At 41.8% G+C, this 23,759-nt stretch carries 9 protein-coding genes; 1 reads left to right on the forward strand and 8 read right to left on the reverse strand.

From position 1 onward, the window contains the following. Positions 1-5: 5 nt before the first annotated feature. Positions 6-11,072: an Ig-like domain-containing protein gene (locus tag ACOJRU_RS15200; protein ID WP_421132574.1), complete on the reverse strand. Its 11,067-nt coding sequence runs from the start codon at positions 11,070-11,072 to the stop codon at positions 6-8. A gap of 449 nt (positions 11,073-11,521) precedes the next feature. On the opposite strand from ACOJRU_RS15200, the gene ACOJRU_RS15205 reads away from it, so the two are divergent. Beyond that, a complete protein-coding gene (locus ACOJRU_RS15205) occupies positions 11,522-12,508 on the forward strand; it encodes a hypothetical protein (protein WP_421132575.1) in 987 nt (328 codons plus the stop codon). Positions 12,509-12,570: 62 nt separating this feature from the next. Here the strand turns inward: ACOJRU_RS15205 and fcl are convergent, their stop codons facing one another. The 7 genes from fcl to ACOJRU_RS15240 all read right to left on the reverse strand — a co-directional run bounded on the left by fcl (position 12,571) and on the right by ACOJRU_RS15240 (position 23,716). Next, a complete protein-coding gene (gene fcl / locus ACOJRU_RS15210; protein WP_421132576.1) occupies positions 12,571-13,530 on the reverse strand; it encodes a GDP-L-fucose synthase in 960 nt (319 codons plus the stop codon). 63 nt (positions 13,531-13,593) lie between these two features. Beyond that, positions 13,594-14,709 carry a GDP-mannose 4,6-dehydratase gene (gene gmd / locus ACOJRU_RS15215; protein WP_421132577.1) on the reverse strand — a complete coding sequence of 372 codons (1,116 nt, stop codon included), beginning with the start codon at positions 14,707-14,709 and terminating at the stop codon, positions 13,594-13,596. A gap of 114 nt (positions 14,710-14,823) precedes the next feature. Next, on the reverse strand, positions 14,824-15,540 hold the full coding sequence (locus tag ACOJRU_RS15220; RefSeq protein WP_421132578.1) for a sulfotransferase family protein: 717 nt from the start codon (positions 15,538-15,540) through the stop codon (positions 14,824-14,826). A gap of 9 nt (positions 15,541-15,549) precedes the next feature. After that, positions 15,550-18,987: a glycosyltransferase family 2 protein gene (locus ACOJRU_RS15225; RefSeq protein WP_421132579.1), complete on the reverse strand. Its 3,438-nt coding sequence runs from the start codon at positions 18,985-18,987 to the stop codon at positions 15,550-15,552. Between the two features lie 21 nt (positions 18,988-19,008). After that, positions 19,009-19,974 (reverse strand): hypothetical protein, encoded by a 966-nt coding sequence (locus ACOJRU_RS15230; protein WP_421132580.1) that lies wholly within the window; start codon positions 19,972-19,974, stop codon positions 19,009-19,011. Further along, positions 19,964-21,688: a hypothetical protein gene (locus ACOJRU_RS15235; protein WP_421132581.1), complete on the reverse strand. Its 1,725-nt coding sequence runs from the start codon at positions 21,686-21,688 to the stop codon at positions 19,964-19,966. The genes ACOJRU_RS15230 and ACOJRU_RS15235 overlap by 11 nt, the downstream gene beginning before the upstream one ends. Positions 21,689-21,706: 18 nt before the next feature. Continuing rightward, positions 21,707-23,716: a hypothetical protein gene (locus ACOJRU_RS15240; protein WP_421132582.1), complete on the reverse strand. Its 2,010-nt coding sequence runs from the start codon at positions 23,714-23,716 to the stop codon at positions 21,707-21,709. Positions 23,717-23,759: the final 43 nt, after the last annotated feature.

A 23,759-nucleotide genomic window follows, 5' to 3' on the forward strand; every position in this document is an offset into this window, starting at 1 on the left:
TTAATTTATTCACTATTCGTGCGCGACTGACTGCTCACTTTCATGTTTTTGTTTAGTAATAAACGACATACTAATACAAGCAACAGTAGTAACGTGAGTAATACAGAGAAAGCTCCGCCTTCAGATTTAAACGGTTTAATCACTCTGATAAACAGTCTTCCTTCTGCTTCATTTGTTCCATCAGACACTGAATATGTCACCAATAACGAACCAACAAATTCGTTCGGGGGGGTAAACTGCACTTTGTTATTTTGTATTGTTGCTTCACCTTGAGTTGCCGAAACGCTAACGACTGTTAGTACATCCCCGTCAATATCGGTGTCGTTTGCAATTACATCAACGATAATGGGCGTTTCAATTGTTGTTTCTGCGCTATCACTTTGCGCTATAGGAGCTTGGTTCAATCGTTCGCTTACGCTCACTATAACATTTGCCTCACCTATCGCCTCTTTCGTATCTTTTATGCGATATGAGATAGTTGCGCTGCCAACGAAGCCAACGTTGGGCGTGTAGCTAATGGTATTATCAATAATGGCTACTTGCCCGGCATCAACCGCGGCCGAGACAAGGCTTAATGCATCGCCATCTGCATCTGTATCGTTCGCTAATACGTCAATATTTACCGCTGTTCGGTTATTTGTTTGTGCCGTATCATCCTGCGCTTGTGGCGCATTATTAACGTCAACATTCAGTGTTGCTGTTGCAAATGCTGAACCGCCTTTACCGTCTGATATGGCATATAAAACTGTATCTACACCTGAGAAGGCATCTGGCTTCACATATACCAGTTCGTTATTTACTACCTCTATCGCACCCAAGAAAGCGTTCGCAGATAAAAGCGTTAATTCATCGTTGTCTGGATCTGTATCGTTCAACAATACTTCTAGTCGATTATCACTATCAGAAGATAATGCTATGTCGTCATTGTTTGCTACCGGGCGTCGATTATTGCTCGCAGCCACAGCCAAAGCTGATGGGTCAACAATTGTGCCATTGGCTATGCCATCTTCATCATTAGGTCCACCATCACTTATGGTAAGTTGAAGGCACCAATGCCCTTCCGTAAGACCTGCAACATAAGCTTCACTTTCCGGCGGTGGGCAAACGCCCTGTTCACCTTTGGCAGAATGCACAGCGTCTGTAGTTCCATTAATTTCGAAGTCTTTCCAACGTGCCTCTGAAGCAGAGTATTTGCGATACATTGCCCCCGCAGGAATAATATTCTGTTGAGGCAACACTATGCGGTAACTTTGACCAACGTCCCTAAGACCAGCAACAACAAAGTCAAATACTGGGCCCACAAGGGTTGTTTCGGTATCAGGTGTAATTATGGTTTTATCAATGTTAATTGCACCTGAGTTTACGATTGCCGTTGCGCCGAGTTTAAAGCATGCGCCAACCTCTCCTTCAACGAGTAAATTCGAAACATTATTATTGCTTATTGGCTGCACATTACATTCGTCTGTAGCGTCTAGATAATCAGGAATGCCGTCACCATCTTTGTCTCCCAAGCCTTCTTGATTATCTGGAATGCCATCACCATCACTGTCTTCGTCAGTTAGCGTTGGCAATGAAGAGGCAAGAAGTAAAGTAATGTCAGTAAAGCCCTCTAATCCATCGATATCTGTAGCTTTAGCCTTTACGTGATATACACCAGCATCAAGACTTTCTGGAGAAAATCTGAAAATTGTATCCGACGATGATATGTTAAGCGCATTCAGCTCGCTGGAGCTTTCGCTCCAATCCACAAATACAATATCGCTCAATGCTTTGTTCTCAAAAGAAAGATTTACGTCTACAGTACTAGCTTGAGAGTATATGGTAGTGACAGCGGTGTTATTCTGCGTGGCAGTTAATCTTAGTACTGGGCGTAACCCGCCCTCCACGATTGTGAGTATATGCTCTGAATTACCTACATTAGTGGCACCTGCAATAGACACAATCACTGTCTCTTCGCCCTCAATTGTCCCATCGCTAGCAATGTCGAAGGCTATGCTTGCTTGTGTACCGCTTTCGATAACTAGCGTACCGTCTACTAAGTTGTGATCATTGCTATTGCTCGTGCCCGTTACGCTGTAGGGTATGTTAACTGGGTATGTAGGAGCTACGCCATTTAGAAAAACCTTAATAGTGGCCCTGCTTCCCTCTTTAACGCTCTGAGCTTTATCAATAGATACTATAGGGTTAACACTTACTAGCTGTGAGCCTTGTTGAACATCACCCTGTGCGTCTGCTTCCCAAACAACGGTGTGTTTACCTGGTTTGAAAAATGGTGGTGTTTTGAGCCTTGTGGCTACTGGGTTTCCAAGGGCGTCGGTTGCAATAGCTTGCCCCAGGTCTACGCGGGTAATTAACCCTGTAGCGTTCAACGTTATGTCTTCCGGAACTTCTAAATTAACGCTTGGCACTCTCCCCTCTTCGGCAGTGACAGTAACAACTACTTTCGCCGATGATGATAGGCCACCCTCGTCGCTAACGGTGTAATCGACAATAACCGTGCCTGTCGTGTTGGCCTCAGCTAAGTAAGCAACTTTATTATCTACAATAGTCGCCATCCCTTGAGCTGCTTGGGCACTAGTTATGGTTAATGCGCTGCTTTCAATGTCGCTATCGTTAGCGAGCACATCAATAACAATCTCTTGCCCTTGAACAACGGTTGCCACATCGTCAGTAGCTTCAGGTGCGTCATTAACAGCTGTCACGGTTATAGAAACGGTAGCAGGTTGAGAGGTGTAGTCGTTGTTACTCGCGGTGTAGGTAAAAGTGTCTGTACCGAAAAAGTTTTCATCTGGTGTATAGGTGAGTAACGGCAAAGCACCCGATAAAGTACCCGATTGGGGCTGCTGAACCAGTTGATAGGTAAGCGGTAAATTATTAGGGTCGGTGCCAGCCACTGAAAAAGTAACAGACTCATCTTCCGCTGTATTTTGGCTTATATTTCTAACTGTTGGCGTCAGTGAAGCAGTACTCACGACCTCAATAGAGAAAGGCGATAGGTTTGCAGTCGCTCCAACGTCGTCGTTAACACTTATTACAATATCTGTGTAATTGCCCGCATCTGATTCGCTTGTGCTACCAGATAGTGTACCGGTACTAGTATCAAACGCTGCCCAAGAGGGTGCGTTATCTACACTAAAAATAAATGAGCTGCTGTCAATGTCGGTAACTGACGGCACAAACCTATATTCCTGCCCGGCAATAACAGATAACGCAGGCGAACCTGATATGATTGGCGCGTCGTTAACCCCCGAAACGCTTATATCCACCCTCGCGATATTAGATGTATCACCATCAATATCATTAACCGTATAACTGAAAGCGTCGTTACCAAAGAAGTTGGCATTAGGGGTATATATTACCGAGCCGTCGCTATTTACTTGTGTAGAACCATTAACAGGCAACTGCGTAACGTTGATGCTAGATACATCTAATGTACGTGTATCATCACCATCGTTGGCCAGAATGTTTATTGCTATTGGAGTGTCTTCAACAGTGGCAGCGTTATCATTGTTTGCTACTAAATGGATAGATTGAAGTTGTAGCCCAATCTGCACCGTTGCTGTATTAGAAATCGATCCCAATTGATCCTTAACATTATAGGTAAATGAGTCGGATGCTACGGTTACGTCTTCGTTTGGTGTGTATGTGATAACTCCGCTTACCCCATTAACAATTACTGTACCCAGCGACGGTGCTGATACCACGCCCACACTGGCGGCATTTATCTCATTGTCAGGCTCAAACTCACTATCTGGGTCGCTATCGTTATCAAGTACTGCTAACGCTGTAGGCACTCTTGAAGCTAACGTATAGGTATCATCTAGAGTAACCGGAGCATCATTTACCGATGTGATAGTTACGATAACCGTTGCGATATTTGAGCCTAGACCTTGCTGATCTTGCACACTATATTGAAAACTGTCTGTCCCAAATCTATTTGCGTTAGGCGTGTAGGTTATTACCCCAGTGTTGTTATCAACGGAGGCGACACCCAGTGTTCCTTGTGCTTCTATAGTAACACTTTGTATATCGAGTTCATTTTCGGTATCTGAATCGTTAGCCGTAACACTTATTGCAACGGCTTCATCTTCTATTGTGTTTGCCGAGTCATCACTTGCAACAGGGTTATCGTTAATCGCCCCCACACTTATTGTGACGGTAGCAACAGTGCTAGTAGCACCTTCGGTATCGCGTACTGTGTACGTAAATACATCGGCTCCAAAAAAGTTTATGTTAGGAGTATAGATAACCTGGCCAACTTGCAATGTGCTGTCTGCGCTTGCCGCCGCTGCGCCAACAATTTCTAGCGCACCGGAGTTAACATCGGTTTCGATAGTTATAGATTCGGGGTCTAGCATATTGGGCTGTAAATTACTTAACGCATCTACATCGTCATCATTGTCAAGAATTGAAATGACTAACGATTGATCTTCACCTGTTGATGCATTGTCGTCGACTGCTATGGGTATGTCGTTAATTGGATTAACAGTAATCGTTACCGTCGCAGGCGCAGAGACACTACCTTGGTTGTCTTCTACTGTGTAAGTAAAGCTATCCATGCCATTGAAATTGATTTCTGGCGTGTAAGTAATTTCCCCGGTGTCTGTGTTTACATTTGCTGTTGCATGCAACGGCTGCATTTCTACCTTGACGCTCGAGGGGTTCACGCCATCTGACAAGTCTTCGTCATTAGCAAGTACGGCGATAACTACTGCATCATCTTCATCAACTACCGCTATATCATCGTTGCTTCCGGGTGGTTCATTTACAGCGGTAAATGAGAGATCGCTACTAGCTAATCCTTGCCAACTATTACCCGCAGCATCTGATATATCACCAGCGCTAATAACAACTGTATAAATCTCATTTTGTTCTAGGTTCACTGCAAACTGTGCGGTAATCGTTGTGGGCTCCCGTGTAACCGAACTACCCAACAACGACAGCGTTTCAACAACCGTACTGTCTGAAAGTTTAACTAAATCAATTGAGCCACTATTTACCAGAATGGTTTCAGTGAAGTTTAAGGTTACAGCCAACCGAGCAATAGCAATGTCTATATCGTCATTTGACGGTGTAGAACTTAACAATTGAGGTGCTGCAGTGTCGTAAACTGCAGAAAATGTTGTGGCAGCGATATTGCCATTTTCGGCCACATCTTGAGACACATTAGCCGCCACGTTTAAGGTAACAGTTCCATCTATTGTGGGCGTAATAAGCGCTGTATACACCGACGCACTAACCGGTGTTAGGGTGCCCACAGTAGCATTTGCAGCGGTTACATCACTTGCTACAAACCCAGTCACATCTTCAGTAAACGTAAAAGTAGCCGTAAATGCACTGTTTGTTAGCGAGTCGGTGATGTCCGACGTAATAGCAAGCGATGGAGAGCTTACATCGTAATTAGTGGAGAATTGAGTGGCTTCGGTGTTTGCATTTCCAACTGTATCTTCAGCAACATTTGCTGCAACATCAACAGTTACCACACCGTCGCTCGCAGGAGTTATTGTAGCGGTATACACTGCGTTATTACTTGATGATAGTGCACTAACAGTGGCGTTGGCCACAGCGATATCGTTCAAAGTAAAACCAGTAACATCCTCACTAAAAGTAAAGGTAGCGGTAAATGCACTGTTTGTAATGGCACCAGTAATATCAGATGTGATAACAATGCTTGGCGCACTAGCATCATAAATTGTTGAAAATTGACTAGCTACCGTGCTGCTGTTGCCCGCGTTATCTTGCGCAGCATTGGCCGGAACATCTAACGTTACAGCACCATTGCTAGTTGGTGTTACCACGACGGTATATGCCAATTCACTGCTTGCAGATAATACGCCAAGCGTTCCGTTTGTAACCATTACGTCGCTGGCTGCAAAGCCACTTACAACCTCGCTAAACGTAAAGGTGGCAGTAAATGCACTGTTCGTTGTTGAGCCTGCGTTCGACGTTATCACAACAGATGGAGGCGTAGCGTCGAAGGTAGTGGTAAAGGTAGGTGCTGCGACACTAGCATTGCCCGCGGCATCTTGTGCAGCATTTGTTGCAACATCCAATGTAACTGAGCCATCGCTAGTGGGCGTTACCACTGCGGTATATATAGCCCCGCTACTTGACGACATTGCACCTACCGCGGCATTCGTTACAGTCACATCACCTGACGTAAAGCCCGTTACACTTTCACTGAATGTAAAGGTGGCGGTAAATGCACTGTTTATGACTGAGCCCCCAGCGCTTGAAGTGATGGCAACGCTCGGTGCTGTAGCATCAAATGAAGTCGCAAAAGCTGACGCAGCTGTATTCACATTGCCGGCAGCATCTTGTGCCACATTTGCCGGTATGTTTAAGGTAACCGCGCCGTCACTTGCTGGCGTTATGGTAGCGGTATAAACCGAAGCACTGGTTGCAGATAGTGTACCAACCGACGCATTACTGGCAGTGACATCGCTTGCCACAAAACCGGTTACGTCTTCGCTAAAGGTAAACGTGGCAGTGAATGGGATATTGGTGACAGCACCGGTTAGATTCGAGCTTATCGCTGCGGTTGGCGGCGTAGCATCGAAGGTAGTCGTGAATTGACTGGCTGCAGTGTTGTTATTCCCTGCGCTATCTTGTGCACTGCCGGATGCAACATCTACGGTAACCACGCCGTTACTAGCAGGTGTTAGCGTAGCCGTATAAACAGAAGCGCTTGTGGAAGCAAAGTTACTGGCGGTTGCGTTGCTCGCAGTTATGTCGGCTAGCGCAAAGCCAGTTACGTTCTCACTAAAGGTAAAGGTGGCCATAAATGCACTATTAGTGAGAGAGCCTGCGTTTACCGAAGTGATCACAACCGCGGGTGAGGTGGCATCGTAAGCAATAGAAAATTGTGAAGCCGCTTCATTACTATTGCCTGCGGTGTCTTGCGCTACACTGGCTGCAATATTCAGCGTAACAGCACCGTCACTGGTGGGCGTTACCACTGCGGAGTATACCGAACTGCTAACTGAAGAAAAGTTGCCTATATTAGCATTGGTAACTGCAACATCATCTAGGGCAAAACCGCTAACGTCTTCACTAAACGTAAAGGTGGCCGTAAACGCATTATTGGTGACAGCGCCAATAATATCGGAAGATATCACTACAGAGGGTGAATTAGTGTCGAAGGTGATGGTGAAGGGCGATGCTGCAGTATTATTATTGCCCGCGGCATCTTGCGCCGCATTTGCGGGTACATTTAATACGACTGCACCATCTGCAATAGGAGTAACGGTGGCGGTATAAACCGATGCACTGCTTGCAATAACATTCGTTACGTTGGCGTTAGTGGCACTAATATCTTCTAATGCAAACCCGGTCACGCTCTCATTGAACGTAAATGTAGCCGTGAATGCATTGTTTGCAGCACCAACAACGTTGGAAGAAATTACAACGGCAGGATCGTTGGTATCAAAAGTAGTCGTAAACTGTGTGGCGGCAACATTGTTATTTGTGGCGTTGTCTTGCGCATTGCCTGAAGCAACATCTAATGTTACGGCCCCCTCACTTAATGGCGTAACGGTAGCGGTGTAAACCGACGCCGTAGTTGCCGCAAAGCTTGATAACGTTGCATTCGCAGCGCCAATATCGCCTACTGCAAACCCCGTTACATCCTCGCTAAACGTAAAAGTTGCAACAAAAGCACTATTAGTTGATGCGCCTGTAATGTCAGAAGTAATAGATACCGTTGGCGTGGTAACATCATAATCAGCTTGAAACTGGCTAGCCCCTAAGTTGCTGTTACCAATGGCATCTTGTGCTACACCTGCCGAAACATCAATAGAAACTGCGCCTTCATTTTCAGGCGTAATTGTGGCGTTATACTCAGTACTGCTGATAGCGGAGAATCCGCTAACTGTAGCATTTACCGCCGTTACATCGGCCTCTTCAAAATTGGTTACTGCCTCACTAAACGTAAAGGTTGCTGTAAAACTACTTTGATTGAAAACATTGCCAGCAAGTGAAGACGTGATTGCCACCGTTGGCTGCGTGTTATCTACGGTAAATGTTGAAGATGGGCCAGCCGCCCCTGCCAGCTTGGTAGAGTTTCTGGCTGTATTGCTGCCAATACTAATTCCAAGGGTTCCATCACCAGTAATACTTGAAAGCGTTACTGTGGGTGTTGTGGTGTCGCCGTCGGTTACGGTAACCGTTGCGTCTGCATCTCCCATTTTATTTACCGTAACCGTAGACTCAGACAAATTAACCTGAGTCACATCTGTATAAGTTATTGTGTACGTTATGGGCCCTGTTGCTGCGCCAGAATTACTCGGAGCTGATATAGAAACACTAGGGTCGGCAATGGTAGGTGTCGTCTCATAAGTCACTGACACCTGCGTCGCTGCCGGATTCGTAACCGAGTTATCCTCTGCATCGTTTACCGCATTGCTAAGTAAATCAACGGTAACCTCACCATCGGCCGTGGGCGTAATCTCTGCCGAGTAAGTGTCGCCGCTACCGGTAAAGCTGGTAACGCTTCCGTTAGCAATGACTAAATCTGAGCCATCGAAATTAATAACATCTCTGCTGAAATTAATTGTGATAGGGATGGGGTTCGCAGCTGTTGGGTTACTCGCTGTAGTATTTATATTTACGGTTAACTCTTCAACAGTTAGCGTAGTATTTATGACGCCTGCGTTTACATTAGTGCTGTCTACCGTCGCGCTTATTGCTGAACTCGTACTGTTATAAATACCGGTAGTCGCGCCAACTGGCACATTGATTTGCACATCAAAAGAACAACTAGCACCAGGCAGTAACTCACCGCCCGAAAATATTAGGTTAGTAGTGCCTGACATACTGGAACTAACACCACAGGGGGCACTTGGTAAGCTCGCAGCCGACATAGTACTTATCACCGAAGTTAAACTATCGGTAAACGATATTGCCGTAGCCGCACCTGCGTTTGCGGAATTTGAAAGGGTGTAACGAAGAACGGTTGCACTGCCAGGAAGCACTGGGTTGGTCAAAAACGTTTTAGCTGCTGTCAAACCAGAAATTAATACATCCTGACTTACCGATGTATTAGATACCGCGGAACTATTCACCGTTCCACTTAGTTCGCTAGATGTTAACGTGATGGTTCCTGGCGGCGCTGCGCTTGGAATTTGTAGGGTAACAGAAAAACTGCATATATCACCCGGCGTTAAGCTTCCACCTGAAAATGTAAGTGTAGATGTACCTGATATCTCCGACCCGCTGCCACACACGTCACTTTGTACACTACTGGTACTCACGAGCCCAGACAGTGACGCATCTAGATCAATAGAAAAACCAACCTCAGTAACGGCAGCGCTCGCATTGTTACTGTAACTCAGCGTAAAAGTAGCAGTTAAAGGGTCGCCTGGTAATGCAGACGCCGATGAAAGCGCTACGCTAAGCGTAGGCGCTGTAACTAAAGTGAGTGTGTCCGATGCTATATTACCGACTAATTGTTGCCCTGACACTGTTCCAGAAACGGCATTTGAGGAAAATACGTACTCACCTGGCGCTCCACTGGGCGGTAATGTAAACACCACATCAAAAGTACAGGTTGCGGCTGCAGCAAGGGCAGCATTATTCATCAGAAAAGAAAGCGCATCATTAACGAAAGATTGGGTAAAAGTTGAACCACTCCCACAAGAATTTGCGGAGGGCAAGGTTTTTATAACCATTCCAGGAATAAAAGCGTTTTGTTCAAGCTGCAGACTTCCTGCAGTTAAACCATTAGCGTCATCCGTGTTAGTTACAGTAAAGCGCGCTGTAACATCATCACCCAACGTTGCTTGGCTTTCCAAAAACACCATAGTAGACGTTGGCGCTTTATAAACGTTTAATGTGTTTGTTACAGCAACACTGGTAGTGGGTGTACTGCCTAAATGATACGTTATTGTGCTTGTCGTGTTGGTATACGCCCCTGCAGCAGCATTTGCAGGAATAAGAACAGAAACTTCGAAAGTACAACTTTGTCCTGACGCTAAACTTACATTCGAAATGGAGAGTGTTGATGAACCGGTTGCTGATGAGCCAACACCACAGAAGTTATCGGCTGGTAACTGCGATATGGCTAACCCTGATAACGTTGCGTTAAAGTCGGTTGTAAACGCAAGCTCTGATATAGGGTTGTCACGATTGCTGTTCAATATAGTGAAAGTAAGTGGAACCGCACCCCCTGGCAAGGCCGATGCCGGAAAAAAAGCATTTAAGAACGTAGGCGCTACAACCAGTGTAGCACTCTCAGCACTAACAAATTGAGGCGTGAAACTTCCTGTCAGGTAATAGGTTAAGTTACTTGGGCTAATGCTATAACTTCCCACATTTTCGGCAGTGATATCAATGGAAATGGTGCAAGACGCACCTGCGGTTACACTGATTTGGCTAGCGTTTATTGAACTTCCAGATGCTTGTAGCGTTTCTCCGCAATCAGATACCACATTGGGCTGCGCAGATATAACAACGCCAGATGGTAGGCTTGTTTGAAAACTTGTGGCAAAAATATTCGAGCCGTTGGAGGTATTATCAATATTAAAACTGGCCCTGCTGAGGCCGCTAGGCGATATAGTAGAAGGGGATATAGTAAGAGCAAAGCCAACCAATGGGCTCTCGACAGTTAAGTTTGCTGTTGCAGAACCGCTGCTCCCTTCAGAGCTGGTTAAATTTCCCGTTGTGTTGGTGTAAGTTCCCGCCACAGCACTCGTTACATTAACGCTGATCTCGCACACTGTTCCTATACCAAGCCTATCAAGCGTATAACTTATGCTACCGCCCCCCGCCGATGCGCTTACAATGCCACCGCAGGTGTCAGTGGCACTAACAACAGGCGCTAACGTAACGTTTGCAGGCAGAGTGTTTGAAAAGCTCACAGTACTAACAGGTGTGCTGTTAGCTGAGTTGTCTATGGTATAAGTAAGTGAAGATGTGGCATTTGGCGCTATGGTTGATGGAGAAAATGCAGAGGAAAACGTCGGAGTTGCTGCGAAGGCGTTACCACCCGATGCAAATAAAAGTGCTATAAAAAATAAAAAAAACAGGTAATGAGTACCCAGGCTGGAGAGTTGACGCAAGACAACCTGCTTCATTTTTTGTATTCCATTGTGATGTAGCCGTTTTAGCAAACTTATTTACTAAACACGGTACAAAGCTACATGAGCTAATAAGAGCTAATAAGAGCAAAATTATTTATTATGAATGTTAACCATTCATTGGAGTTAATGACGTTTTGAGTTAACCGTAAATAATTAAAATATGTTTATTCAGGGCAAAGGTTAGTCGCCTTATATGTCGTTTACAAGAACACAGGCGAATCTTTAGCCGTTTAGTTGTTCAATTACGACTAAATGATAAGAAGTTAACATGCAATGTTAGATTTGTTAGCCCAATATTTAACATTTCTTATTACTATTCAGGTTTGAAGGCGCCTCTCTGGCATACCGCTTAGCACTTATTTTCATTGCGTGCATACTGTCTAATTGCTAACGTTGTTCGTGCATATAGCTGGTCTAATTTAACTAATAGGGTAAAACCAATCATGCAGTTCAAAGCAATTTCTTTATTTGCTGTTCACTTTGCTTTCTTGGCAAGTGTAACTGCTTGTTCTACAAAGCCTAGCTTGGATGCCGAAAAAAAATCTAGTGCTAGCGTTACCATTGCTGCTCAACCACAGCGCTTTATTTTAAGCGACGGTCTTCAAGTTAGGTTAACGCCACCAAGTGACTTCTCTCTTACTCCAGAACATTATGGTTTTGTTCAACCAGAAAGTTTTTCTAGAATAAAAGTATACGAAGTAGAAGTACCCTACCAAGAATATTTGCAGGGGTTGAACCAAGAAGGCTTAGCGCAAAGAAAAATTCAGTTAGTAACCAAAGAAGATATAGAACTGCAAAATGCGGTTTGTCACTTGGCTACGCTAAAACAAGCTATTGCAGGCACCGTGTTTGATAAAAAAATGATGATATGTGGCGATGAGTTGTCTTCCGTGGTTATAGAAGCAAGCTACCCCGAAAGCGCAAATGCTGCGCACAAGCAGGCAATTTTCCAGTCAATAACGAGTTTAAGTGTAAACATTGATAACCAGCTACGCCTATTTACTGGGCTACCCTTCGCATTCAACGAGACACCAGGCTACAAAATTACAACGCGCTTTCGTAATTCACTGGTAATGCGCCCCCTTTCTGATAACTCTGGAAAAAGCACGGTAGTGGTTAGTCACGGCACGAGTGAAAATACGACAACGCAGCAGCTTGCCATGCACCTAATGGCTAAAAACGGCTCGCCCGCCGATATCGACCTAGTAAGGAATGAACCAACTACCCTCGCCAATATTCCCGCGCTAGCGACAAGCGCCTATATCAATATTGGCGGTGAAGCTTATTATACAAAGCAGATACTGAGCTATCAGGGCGATCGTTTTTTGCTAGTGCAAACCCGAGTGCCTAAAGATAAAGAGGTTGTGACAAACAGTAAGCTCAATAGCTTGCTCAGTCATTTTGTGTTTAAGAAGAGCACAGTTAAATAAAGCTTCTGATATGGTTTACGCAAAAACACCGAGTTGACTCGGTGTTTTATACACATTACACGCTAGCCTCTAAAGTTCTCTTGGTTTGCTAAAAACCAATCGAATGCGTGCTGAAGGCCTTGTTCAAGATTATAAGTGTGCTTCCAGCCTAAAGCATGCAAACGCGACACATCCATAAGTTTACGTGGGGCGCCATCTGGTTTAGACGTATCCCATTTAATTTCGCCTTTAAAGTCTGTTACCTTCGCAACCGTTTCTACTAGTTCGCGAATGGTACAGTCTTCACCTGTACCCACGTTAATGTGGCTAAGCATGGGCTGGGTATTGGCCTGATACGTTTCATTATCAAGCTCCATCACATGTACGCTGGCGGCCGCCATATCATCTACATGTAAAAACTCGCGCATAGGTGTGCCGCTGCCCCACGCAACTACTTCACTATCGCCACCTTGCGCAGCTTCATGAAAACGGCGCAGTAAAGCTGGAATAACATGAGAGTTTTCTGGGTGAAAATTATCGTTAGGCCCATATAGATTTGTTGGCATTACAGAGCGGTAATCTCGTCCATACTGACGGTTATAACTTTCGCAAAGCTTAATACCTGCAATTTTTGCAATAGCGTAGGGTTCGTTTGTTTCTTCCAATGTACCCGTTAACAACGCCTTTTCTGTCATAGGCTGCTCTGCTAATTTAGGGTAAATGCAGCTAGAGCCTAAAAACAGAAGCTTTTGAACATCATTGACATGAGCCGCATGAATAATATTCGCTTCAATCATCAGGTTTTCGTAAATAAACTCTGCGGGGTACGTATTGTTAGCATGTATACCGCCTACTTTAGCTGCGGCTAAATACACTTCATCAATACTGTTTTCAGCAAAAAACCCTGCGACCGCAGATTGACTGGTTAAATCTAACTCGGAACGTGTTCGCGTGATAATAGTGATGTTTTCACGGTTTTCTAATTGCTTGACAATGGCAGCGCCCACCATTCCTCGGTGACCTGCAACAAATACAGTTTTCATTACTATTTCCTAAACTAGAAAAAGCCTCTTATGAGGCTTTTACGTAAAAGACTTTTACAGAAATTATTCTTTAGCCACTGCTACCGAATAACCGTGCTGCTTCAACAGCGCATGCTGCTTCGCTTTACCAAGGTCGTGGGCCACCATTTCTGCGCACATTTCTTCGACAGTAATTTCTGGTACCCAACCAAGCTTCTCTTTAGCTTTTGTCGGGTCGCCTAGTAGCGTTTCTACTTCTGCTGGGCGGAAATAACGCGGGTCAACTTCTACGATAACATCCCCTACTTTAACGCCAGGTGCAGTTTCATTATCTACTGCTGTCACTGTTGCTACTTCTTTCACGCCTTCGCCTGAAAATTCAACAGTAATACCCGCTTCTTTTGCTGACATACGCACGAATTCGCGAACAGAGATTTGCTTACCTGTAGCAATAACAAAATCTTCTGGTTCATCTTGTTGAAGCATCATCCACTGCATACGCACGTAATCTTTGGCATGTCCCCAGTCACGAAGTGCGTCCATGTTGCCTAGGTAGAGTTTAGACTCTAAACCTTGAGCGATATTGGCAATTCCACGTGTAATTTTACGAGTAACAAAGGTTTCACCACGGCGTGGAGATTCATGATTGAATAAGATGCCGTTACACGCATAAATGCCATAAGACTCTCGGTAGTTAACTGCAATCCAGTATGCGTACATTTTCGCTACTGCATAAGGCGAACGAGGGTGAAATGGCGTAGTTTCTTTCTGAGGAATTTCTTGTACTTCACCGTAAAGCTCAGATGTAGACGCTTGGTAAAACTTGGTTTTCTTCTCAAGCCCTAAGAAGCGAATAGCTTCTAACAAACGAAGCGTACCCATAGCATCCACATCAGCGGTGTATTCTGGCGCTTCAAAAGAAACAGCTACATGAGACTGCGCACCAAGGTTATAAACCTCATCTGGCTGTACTTCTTGCATTATTCGGATTAGATTCGACGAATCCGTTAAATCACCATAATGCAATTTAAAATTGGCGTTTTCGACATGAGGATCTTCATAAATATGATCAACTCGTTCAGTATTAAAGAGTGAAGCACGACGTTTAATACCGTGAACTTCATATCCTTTTTCTAATAAAAACTCGGCTAAATATGAACCGTCCTGGCCGGTTACACCGGTAATAAGTGCTTTTTTCATTACTTTCTCAGTTTTTTAAATAGACTTTTTATCTAATTACCATATCAAACTACATATTCTCGCTCTTTAAGCATGTATCTATCTTATCAGCGAAAAATTTTAAACCTTTAATTACTAATCCATAAGATAATCGAAATTCTGGAAATCTTCTTTATATATTTCATTTATTAAACTTACCGCTTCTTTAGTCATAAAACTGGAAAGTCTCTCTGTCGCATTAGTCGGAGCAAACTTCACATCTTTCTGTTTTGGGAATGGTATATCTAGCTCCAACTGTTTTATTATATGAGCACTATCTTCTTTCACATGCTCCAGTCTTCCAATAAAGTCATAGCTTACATTGTCAATTTCTAATAACTTCGACTGGGGTAGCCAATGCTCATTAGTCGAGTGAAAGTCATTTACATCTAGTATCCAGTTCAAAAATGCAACGAAGCCTTGCTGCACACTTGTTATTTTTCGCCCATAGTGCTGTTCTATAATTCCGAAAACTTGATAAAAATACGGATTGTCGTCTATTTCAGAACGAGTTTTGTTTACGTATGGTTCGATCTTATTCGCATATGCTGACAGAATTCTTGAATAAGGATTTCTTACAAAAGAAAACTTTTTGATTGTTTTATCTCGCAAATAAACATCTGGCTCGTTTAGTTGGGACAAAAACTCTAGCCCTGAGCGCTCTCTATCATGAGCTATATCGGGTGCTAAATAATCAGCTCTTGCACCATCATAATACCTGAATACACATTTCCAATTTGTACATGCAACTTTGGGATTATAAGCAAAAATAAATCGACGATCTCTCGTTACTATAAAATTGTAATAACTCATTCTTTAACCTTACTGCTGTATGAATTCTGCCTGAGAAACTTGAAAGTTATCTAAAACTATCAAGTTTTCTTTTTCCCCGTTAGCATCATTTGTCCTATTATGTGAGTTTTCGTTTATGAAATATTGTGAAAGTACGGACTCAACAAGTAAAAACTTTTCCCCGGCTTTTGTGCATTTCAACCAAAAAGCCCAATCTGCACTTGTACCGTAGCGTTCCTCATCAAAGAAGCCGTATTGGTCGTGCAGTTCTTTTTCCCAAACAGGCATACAATGCATAATGTTATGTGAAAGTATCAAACCATTATCATCTTTAAAGTAAAGGCTACCGAAACTAATAGTTTTATCATAGCCTTTGTTAAACCAATATTGGTCCTCACACACACTGTAATAGCTGACATTTTTATTTGTATTAGCTCTCATACCAGAAGCAGCGCCACGATAATCTGGATTCTGCTTTAGTTTTTCAAGTAATGCCATTGCTTGAAAAGGACTTCTTCTGTCATCTAGATTAGCATTTGAAACATACTTTGATTTGGACATTTCAATACCCCGCTTCCAACAGTTATAAAGTCCAGGATCTTTCTCTAACCTTATATAGGTAAAATAACAAGCCAGCTCAGGATGCTCTTTTACAAACTCTTTGTAAACTAACTCTTCTTGTTGAGGGGATTTCGCATCTAGTAGAATAACATGCCCGTTGCTTTCGATTGCCGCAGCTGCAATATTGCTTAAAAAGCCGCGCATAAATTCTTCGCCTTTGAAAATAGATGTTATAAATGTTATTTCCGGCGAATCAGGATTGTTCCATTGAATTAACTCATCAAAGTTTTTTTCGGTCTCAATATATCTGTTCAGTTCTTCAACATGTGGTAAAAAGTTGGATTCTCCTAAACGCTCTAAAACCGATTTAATGTCAACTAAAATAGACTTATCACAAGTACGCAAAACCCTATAAAGTGGATAGTCTTCGATATCCGATTTAAGATAAATTGTCCCTTCACGATCGCCGCCATAAAAAATTTCCTCAAAGTCTTTCTTCTCTGCTACTGAGTTAACTTTATTTAGAAAATGCTTTGTATCAATAACGCTACTAATTCTGGTTTCAACTAAAGGCGAATCATTTGTGTCTTCGATAGTTACATTAACCATATCAGTGCCTAGACTAACGACTAAGCGATTAACAAGTTGAAGAAGTTCCGTGTTACGCTCGGTGTCTGAAATCTCTAACCATATTGAGTAATAAAAACCCTCAGCTCTCATGTAAAACAAGCAGTACTGTATCAGTGTTATAACCTTAAAAAGGCTGGGGCTCGAAATGGGAACAATCAAAACTGCATCGGTCCAGTATACCCTTCCACCATTGATAGGTAGTTCGTTTGTTATCTCCAAATCTGACCAGCGACTCCCACAAATTGGCGGCGTCCCATTGTTCAGCTTTGTTTCCTCAACAAGTCTTTTATTTATTTCATCCTTCTGAACCTTTGCCTTGGTCTCTGACGAATTAAACTCAGGATCGTGAATGTGATAAATGTTTATTGACAAACAAGGGTTATAAAGTTTGTAGCCACTTTCAGAGATAAAATAATTTAAAAACGAATCGCAATGAAATGTTCCAATTCCGAAATCTGATTTGAAATTGTACTTTCTAGGAGCTTGATATACCCACATGTCAGCAGAAAACGTATTAGCTACACCAAGACTGTTTAATATTAAGCCTTTGGATGTTTTTGTTTTTGTGTCAGCTTCATTTCTACTTAATACAAAAAACTTTTCGTTATCTATATAGGCCGGAATTTGTTTAATTGTATTATCAACAACAATATCTGCATTTGAAATATGTACAATTGCATCTCTAAACATCGCATCTGCAAGGTCAAAAATAAATTCAAACGTTGGCCTTTTGCGATATTTTATAATTACTAGCTTTTCATTGAATACATCATCACCTAAAAGCGCTTTAATTTTTGTTAATAGCGTTCCAGAAGTTTCCTCATACAGAATAGCAACAAAGTCGAAATGCTTTATATTCTCAGTTACACAGTATAAATATTCGGCTAAGCGTTTTTCATTACTCTCATCAAATAATGATGTTATGAACACTGATTTATTCTTGAATTTGGCAGTAAATGTTGAACTACCTAACTCTATCTCGTCGCTCAAATACGGTTGGAGTAATAGCGCTCGATTATTATGTTCAGCACTTAGAACTGTCTCTAAGCCTTTAAGAAAAATTACGTTATCTACATTTGGGTCATCAGCAGTGCTACCTTCAACTTTTTTCTTACCGGTCATCAACTCAAGTACGTGCGTCGTAAGTTCAACAGATATATTGTTGTTGAAATGATCAATTACTAAATTCGTTAGCTGTGGTTTTTCCATCAGCATCGAATAAATATAATTATTGGCCCAAGATGCCAACTTAAGAACTGCATATTTTTCAGCATCAGCAATTATGTGCTCAGGTATTTGAATCAAAGGCGTTGTGCGTTTCGCAACCCAATTTCCTTCGCCGATATACTCTAACTCGAATTCAGATAGTAGATCACTCGACCAGTCATCTTTAAGGCTAGTGATATACTTATTGCGAATGTTATAAAACTCAGTAGCTTCAAACCTACCTAGGAATAAATGCTTATTAACTGACTGATGTTTCAGGCGCTCTTCCTGGTCTTGTTCTAAATGCAACATAGAGTCTTGCTCTATAAATTTAGCTTTTAAGTTCGCAGATAAACTCAGCCGTTGATATATATCACTGTCATCCCACCCGTAAGTCTGAATATTTTCATTGTAATAACCTATGGACTTGAGTGCATCTTTTGGCGCGCCGAATGAGCCGTTTACAAATTTTTGATCCTCGCGACCACTTTCAACCGCTGTTGCCCAATTTCCCCTTACATATTCAGTGTCGTTAAAATAATTGGCATTTACAAAATCAACACCAACTTCTATATCTGCGTCAAATTTGTAAATTTTATTATAGCGCGCAAATCTTAACCCTACATTAAACGCATTTGTAAGAATCCATTTTTCTTCTCCTTCAACACGGACAATTTTAATACGCGAATCATTTAATTCGGACAACGTATCAGCAACAGGAGTTGTAGATGACCAATCCACTATAACAATTTCATCGACATGCAACTCAGTCCAAGTCTTAACCGCTTTCTTTAGGTTATCATTACGATTCATGCAGCAACTGACAATACTAACGCCATTTAAAATAGGCTGTTTATCAATGCTTGATAGACTTTTATTTTCTCCTGTAGAGCCGAAACTCCACCCTATGTTTAGCCCATAGTTTGAAACTATTTTATCTACTAAAGATTTAACAATTGAACTTGGATTCCCACCGAGAAGTTCTTTTGCTAACACTTCAGCCTCTGCTAGGTTTCCTAGTTTAGCTGACTCGATTAGACGGCCTATCTTAACTGAAACTAAATTTTTCATTTTTATACTTTTTGTGATGTTTTAAATTTGTGAACTAAAGTGGTAAATTTCACATAGAGTACTAAAGTTTTTCGAAGCGGCAATTTCTGCGCGAAATTCCTCATCTATCTTTCTTCTAGACCGAGGCTCAATGACAGTGCCTTTTCGCCCGCTATCCCCTGTTACCAAAAAATAGTCAAAAGTATCCACAAACGACTCATCATATGTCAGATCCAAAATATCGCACATTCTTCTCATAGTACTTTTTGGGTCTTCAACAAAACTCTCATATTCTAAAATTTGAAATGATTCGAATGGCTCCAAGAACTTTAGAACACGAAGGCAGTATTCATCAAAAGTTTCTGGCGAAAAATGAAGCCAATAGTTTGATTTTAATGATGCATAGCAATCTATAGGATTTCTTAAAGTAACCAGCGACCTTATATCAAAGTCGTCTTTTAAGGTAGCTAACACCGTAGATTTGTTTTGATATTCATCACCAACGCAATAATCGCTATGGCTATGGTCCCTCAGAACTAAAGTACCTCCATAGCTTTCTACGTGATAAGCTGTTTCTATTACAGAATTCCTAAATAATTCAACTGCAAGTTTTTTAGACTCTGGGAACCCTGCTTGGTATGCAAGTGTCGCAATATCAGAAGGAAGGAATGTTGCTTCATCTTTGGGAAGGTGCCTATAAGAATGGGGGTGCACTTCACTCAATACAAATACATTAGGAAGAGCAGAAATACATTTAGTAATTAAAGATCCTCCGCTGCATGCTAAGTGATGTATAACCCTCAGCACTGGCTTCTTTTCCTTTTCTGTGTTCACTACTTCTAAACAGCGCTCTAGAAAATTGACTGTTTCATTAATTTTTAATGCGTCGCTAATACTAAGTGCCCCATTATGCTCTAATGGGTCAACATGAACACTAGATTCCAGAATATCGATTGCAGAACGCAGCTCTAGCTGCATACTTTTAATGTCGCTGAATTTATTTTTCACTTTCCACATTCTCGATCACTAGTTCTGGATACTGCTGCTCTAATTTGTGATAGAAAGAAGCGGCCTGTTGCAACTTTATATACAGATCTGAAACTAGCTTTTTAAGCTCAGCCTCAGCAATTTTCTTTTCCTCGTACTTCAATCTTAAATCATTCAAATCCACTTCAAGCTTTTTCATTAGCTTTGTATTTATGGATAGTGCGGAAGCTAAATTTTTCTCCTTAGACAAGCTATCCGAGAGCGCTAGCTCTTGTTTTTCATACTTTTCTTGGAGAGAAGTCAACTTTGAACTAGCGTCCTGATATTTAGCCTCGGTGGAAGATTGAGATGAAGCTAACCCTTCAGCCCACTGCTTATTTTCCATGTGCCAATTATGCTCTTTATCACGCTCTTCTGAGATTTTTTTATTTTGTGCACTTAACTCGCTATTTATTTCATACTGTTTATGAAGGTCTGCTTTTTGATTATCCAACAGAGCAGATAATTCAGCTATTTTGTTTTCGTTGGCTTCGAAGTTACGTTCTCTCTCTTCGATTTTAAGTCGTAGTTGAGATAGTTCGTTGGTTAACGTATCAAGCTTAGATTGAGAGTTCTTCAATTCGGTACTTTTGTTTTGCTCACTTTCCTTGGAGGTCTCGAGAGCTTCTACAGTTATTTTAAGCATACTTGCTTGTGCATCGAACTCTTCGGTGAGCTCAGTCAACCTGGATTTGCTGTCAGCCAACTCTTCACTTATTTTTCTCTCAACATCTTTTAGACTATCACAAATATCTTCGGCTCTCTTAAGCTTCGTTGCCTGCTCTTCAAGCTCTTTTGTTAACTTAGCAACCTTTGCATGCTCTTCCGCTAGCTTATTTTCAATCACTAGATTTGTTGATTTGCTAACCTCTAATTGATTGCATAATTCGTCACAATCTAAACTTTTCTTTTGAAGGTCAGCTTTAGACGTGCCCACTTCCCTTTTTAAAGTTTGTATCTCAATGTCTTTCGCTTCAATGAGGTCATTTTTTACAGCAAGGTCTGAATTTAGTTTGTTAGCTTTATGCGTGTTTTCTTCGTTATGTTTCGTTGATTCTATTAATTGTTGCTTTAGATCACTATTCTCGGCTTTCAGCCTCTCTATAGCTTTCAAATTTTCATTCAATTTAAATGAAACAACTGGAATATCAGGGTCATCGGAGTCTCGAGATACCTCTTCGAAACACTTTTCTTTTAATAAGGATGTAAGTTCTGTTATATCTGCACTTACTTCATAAAGTGCAGGAACAGTTCCAATCGAAACACGAAGTTTCGTTATGTTATCCAAAAACTTACTTTTAGATAATTCGCGAACTAGTATCAAAGACGTTGCAGGAGTGTCGATAAATAACTCTATTCCCCCATCTACAATCTCTCCTTTAAGGAAATCTATAATACTCACTATATCAACATCGTACGACTTTACTTTTAAGCCGGGATATAATGACTTTAACTGCGCAGGTTTGGCAAGAGCCGATAGTTCTTCAACATTACATTGAAAAAACACTGACTCGCCATTTCTTTCTGATATACATACCTGCTTGGTTGTTACCTTTGCATTATCTTTAAAATGCTCGTTTAGTTCATCGCAAGCTTCTTTTCTCGCGTCTACTAGCACAATTGAGTCAAAGTCATCAAAATTGACTTTGGGATTAGATGCTGAGCCAGCCCCAATCCACACAAACTTTTTATTCAAAACATGCACTCCTTAACGCTAATTTTTAAAGTTTTCTAACAAAACAGGAGAAGCTGAGCGCCCCTCATTTTGCCCAAACTTTAAATAGTGGACGAGAGGATTTACATCAGAATCTGCCACATCTGGATATCTCTTCAAATACCAATTACCGTCGAACGACGCGCTAGGTAAACGCCCCTCCTTTGCACCGTATTCAAGATAGTGTTCTGCAGGGTCTATATTTTCACTCTTTACATCAGGATATGTATTTAAATACCAATCAGCGTCAAACAGTTCACTGGTATAAATTAGTCCCGCATCTTGGCGCAACTTAAGTTTCTTTCTATCCACTTTACTGATTGCTTTACTAACAGCTCGCACTGGGGCGCCAATTTTCCATGAACCTGAAGCTTTGATATTTCCTAACTCAGACGTTAAGCGCTCTACTTGGTGTCTGTATTTAGCCAGCTCACCACGTTGGTGTTTAAATTTAACTTCCAGCTTTGAATATTCTCGCTTAAGCTGTTTGGTTTCACGAATATGCTCACTACGTTGTAATCTCTTAGTCTCTTCGACACTGTCGAACTCACGCTGTAGATTTGAACACTTATGTTGCAATTGTTGAGTATCGCGAGTATAAGCACTGTGCAGTGCCTGATGAACTTCATTAAGCTCATTAAACTTGTATTCCAAAGCTAAATATTCACGCTTAGCAGTTTCGTCGTTCACCTGTAGTCGTGCAATTTCTTTCTGCGCTTCAGCCTTATGAGTTTCGGCGTCCGTAGCTTTGATAAAGTATGTTTCTAGCTCACTTTGAACAACGGATAGGTGAGCTTTAAGTAGTTCAATTTCGATATTCAAGTCATCAATACGCGAAGTAGCGGCAGCAAGTGAACTTTCCATATCCCCTGAAAGCTTCTGTGCTTTGAACAGCTCATCATTTGTTCGTTCTAGTTTGACTAACTCTTCACTCAGCTGACTTTCTAATTCTAGCTGCGCCCTATTTTTATCGTTAAGCGACAATTCGAGCTCACTAATTTTTTCAACTTGCCAGCCGTTTAATTTTTCTAGGGTTTCAACTGCGTCCTTTAGTTCTTGTTCACGTTTAACCGATTGATTTTTATCATTTTCAAGCTCATGCGAAAGATTAGAATATTTTTCCAACTCTTCCTGTAGTTGTGTAACTTGAAGTCGTAGCAAGTCCCCTTCCGCTTCTACTGATGAAAGCTTCTCTTCTACTGCGTCCTTTACTTCTTGTTCACGTTCAACCGCTTGATTTTTCTCTTTTTCAAGTTCATGCGAAAGATTAGAACATTTTTCCAACTCTTCCTGTAGTTGTGTAACTTGAAGTCGTAGCAAGTCCCCTTCCGCTTCTACTGATGAAAGCTTCTCTTCTACTGCGCCCATTTTTTGTTGAGATTCCAGCAATGCATTTTTATTTTTTTCTGCTGTTTCGAGTTGTATCTCGGACTCTTTTAATTTCGAACCATACTTGCCTAATGCAATGTCAATTTTTACTTTTTCATTAGCAGGTCCAAAGGGGATGCTACTCGCCATTAAGAGCTCTGCAAGCTTCTTTAACTTTTTGCTTTGATGAACGAGTTGATAGGCAGCCAACGTAAAAATGTCGTCTTCGATTTCTACTGAACTACTATCTAAGCTCCAGCCCATCTCAGAGAGCAACGTTAACTCTTCACTGGTCGCGAAGTTCAAATTGCGTATATTTAGCATTTTTAACTTCTTACGCGCAGTACGATGAGTTGATAAAAGCTCATCGAATAACTTTGCTGCAGAGCTTGCTGCCAACTCTGAATCAGTTTCTGCTCTTAACTCGTTGGATAAAACCGTTTGTATTGCTGGATAGACAAGTATGACGGAATCGTACAAAGATAATACATTACGTAATTCATCAACAGATACGGAGTTTTTTACCAGCACATTTTCTTCCGTTTTTTCTAATGTATCGAGATTTTCCACACTAGAAATCATGCTACGTTCTAATAGTGCATTCCACTCTTCACTGTTGGATAGAGTTAAAACTACAGTCATCAAATACTCCGCGAAAAGCTGCTCAGCGCCTTACTAATATCTT

Origin of the sequence: Alteromonas algae (assembly GCF_049117195.1) — a bacterium.
GTDB lineage: Bacteria > Pseudomonadota > Gammaproteobacteria > Enterobacterales > Alteromonadaceae > Alteromonas.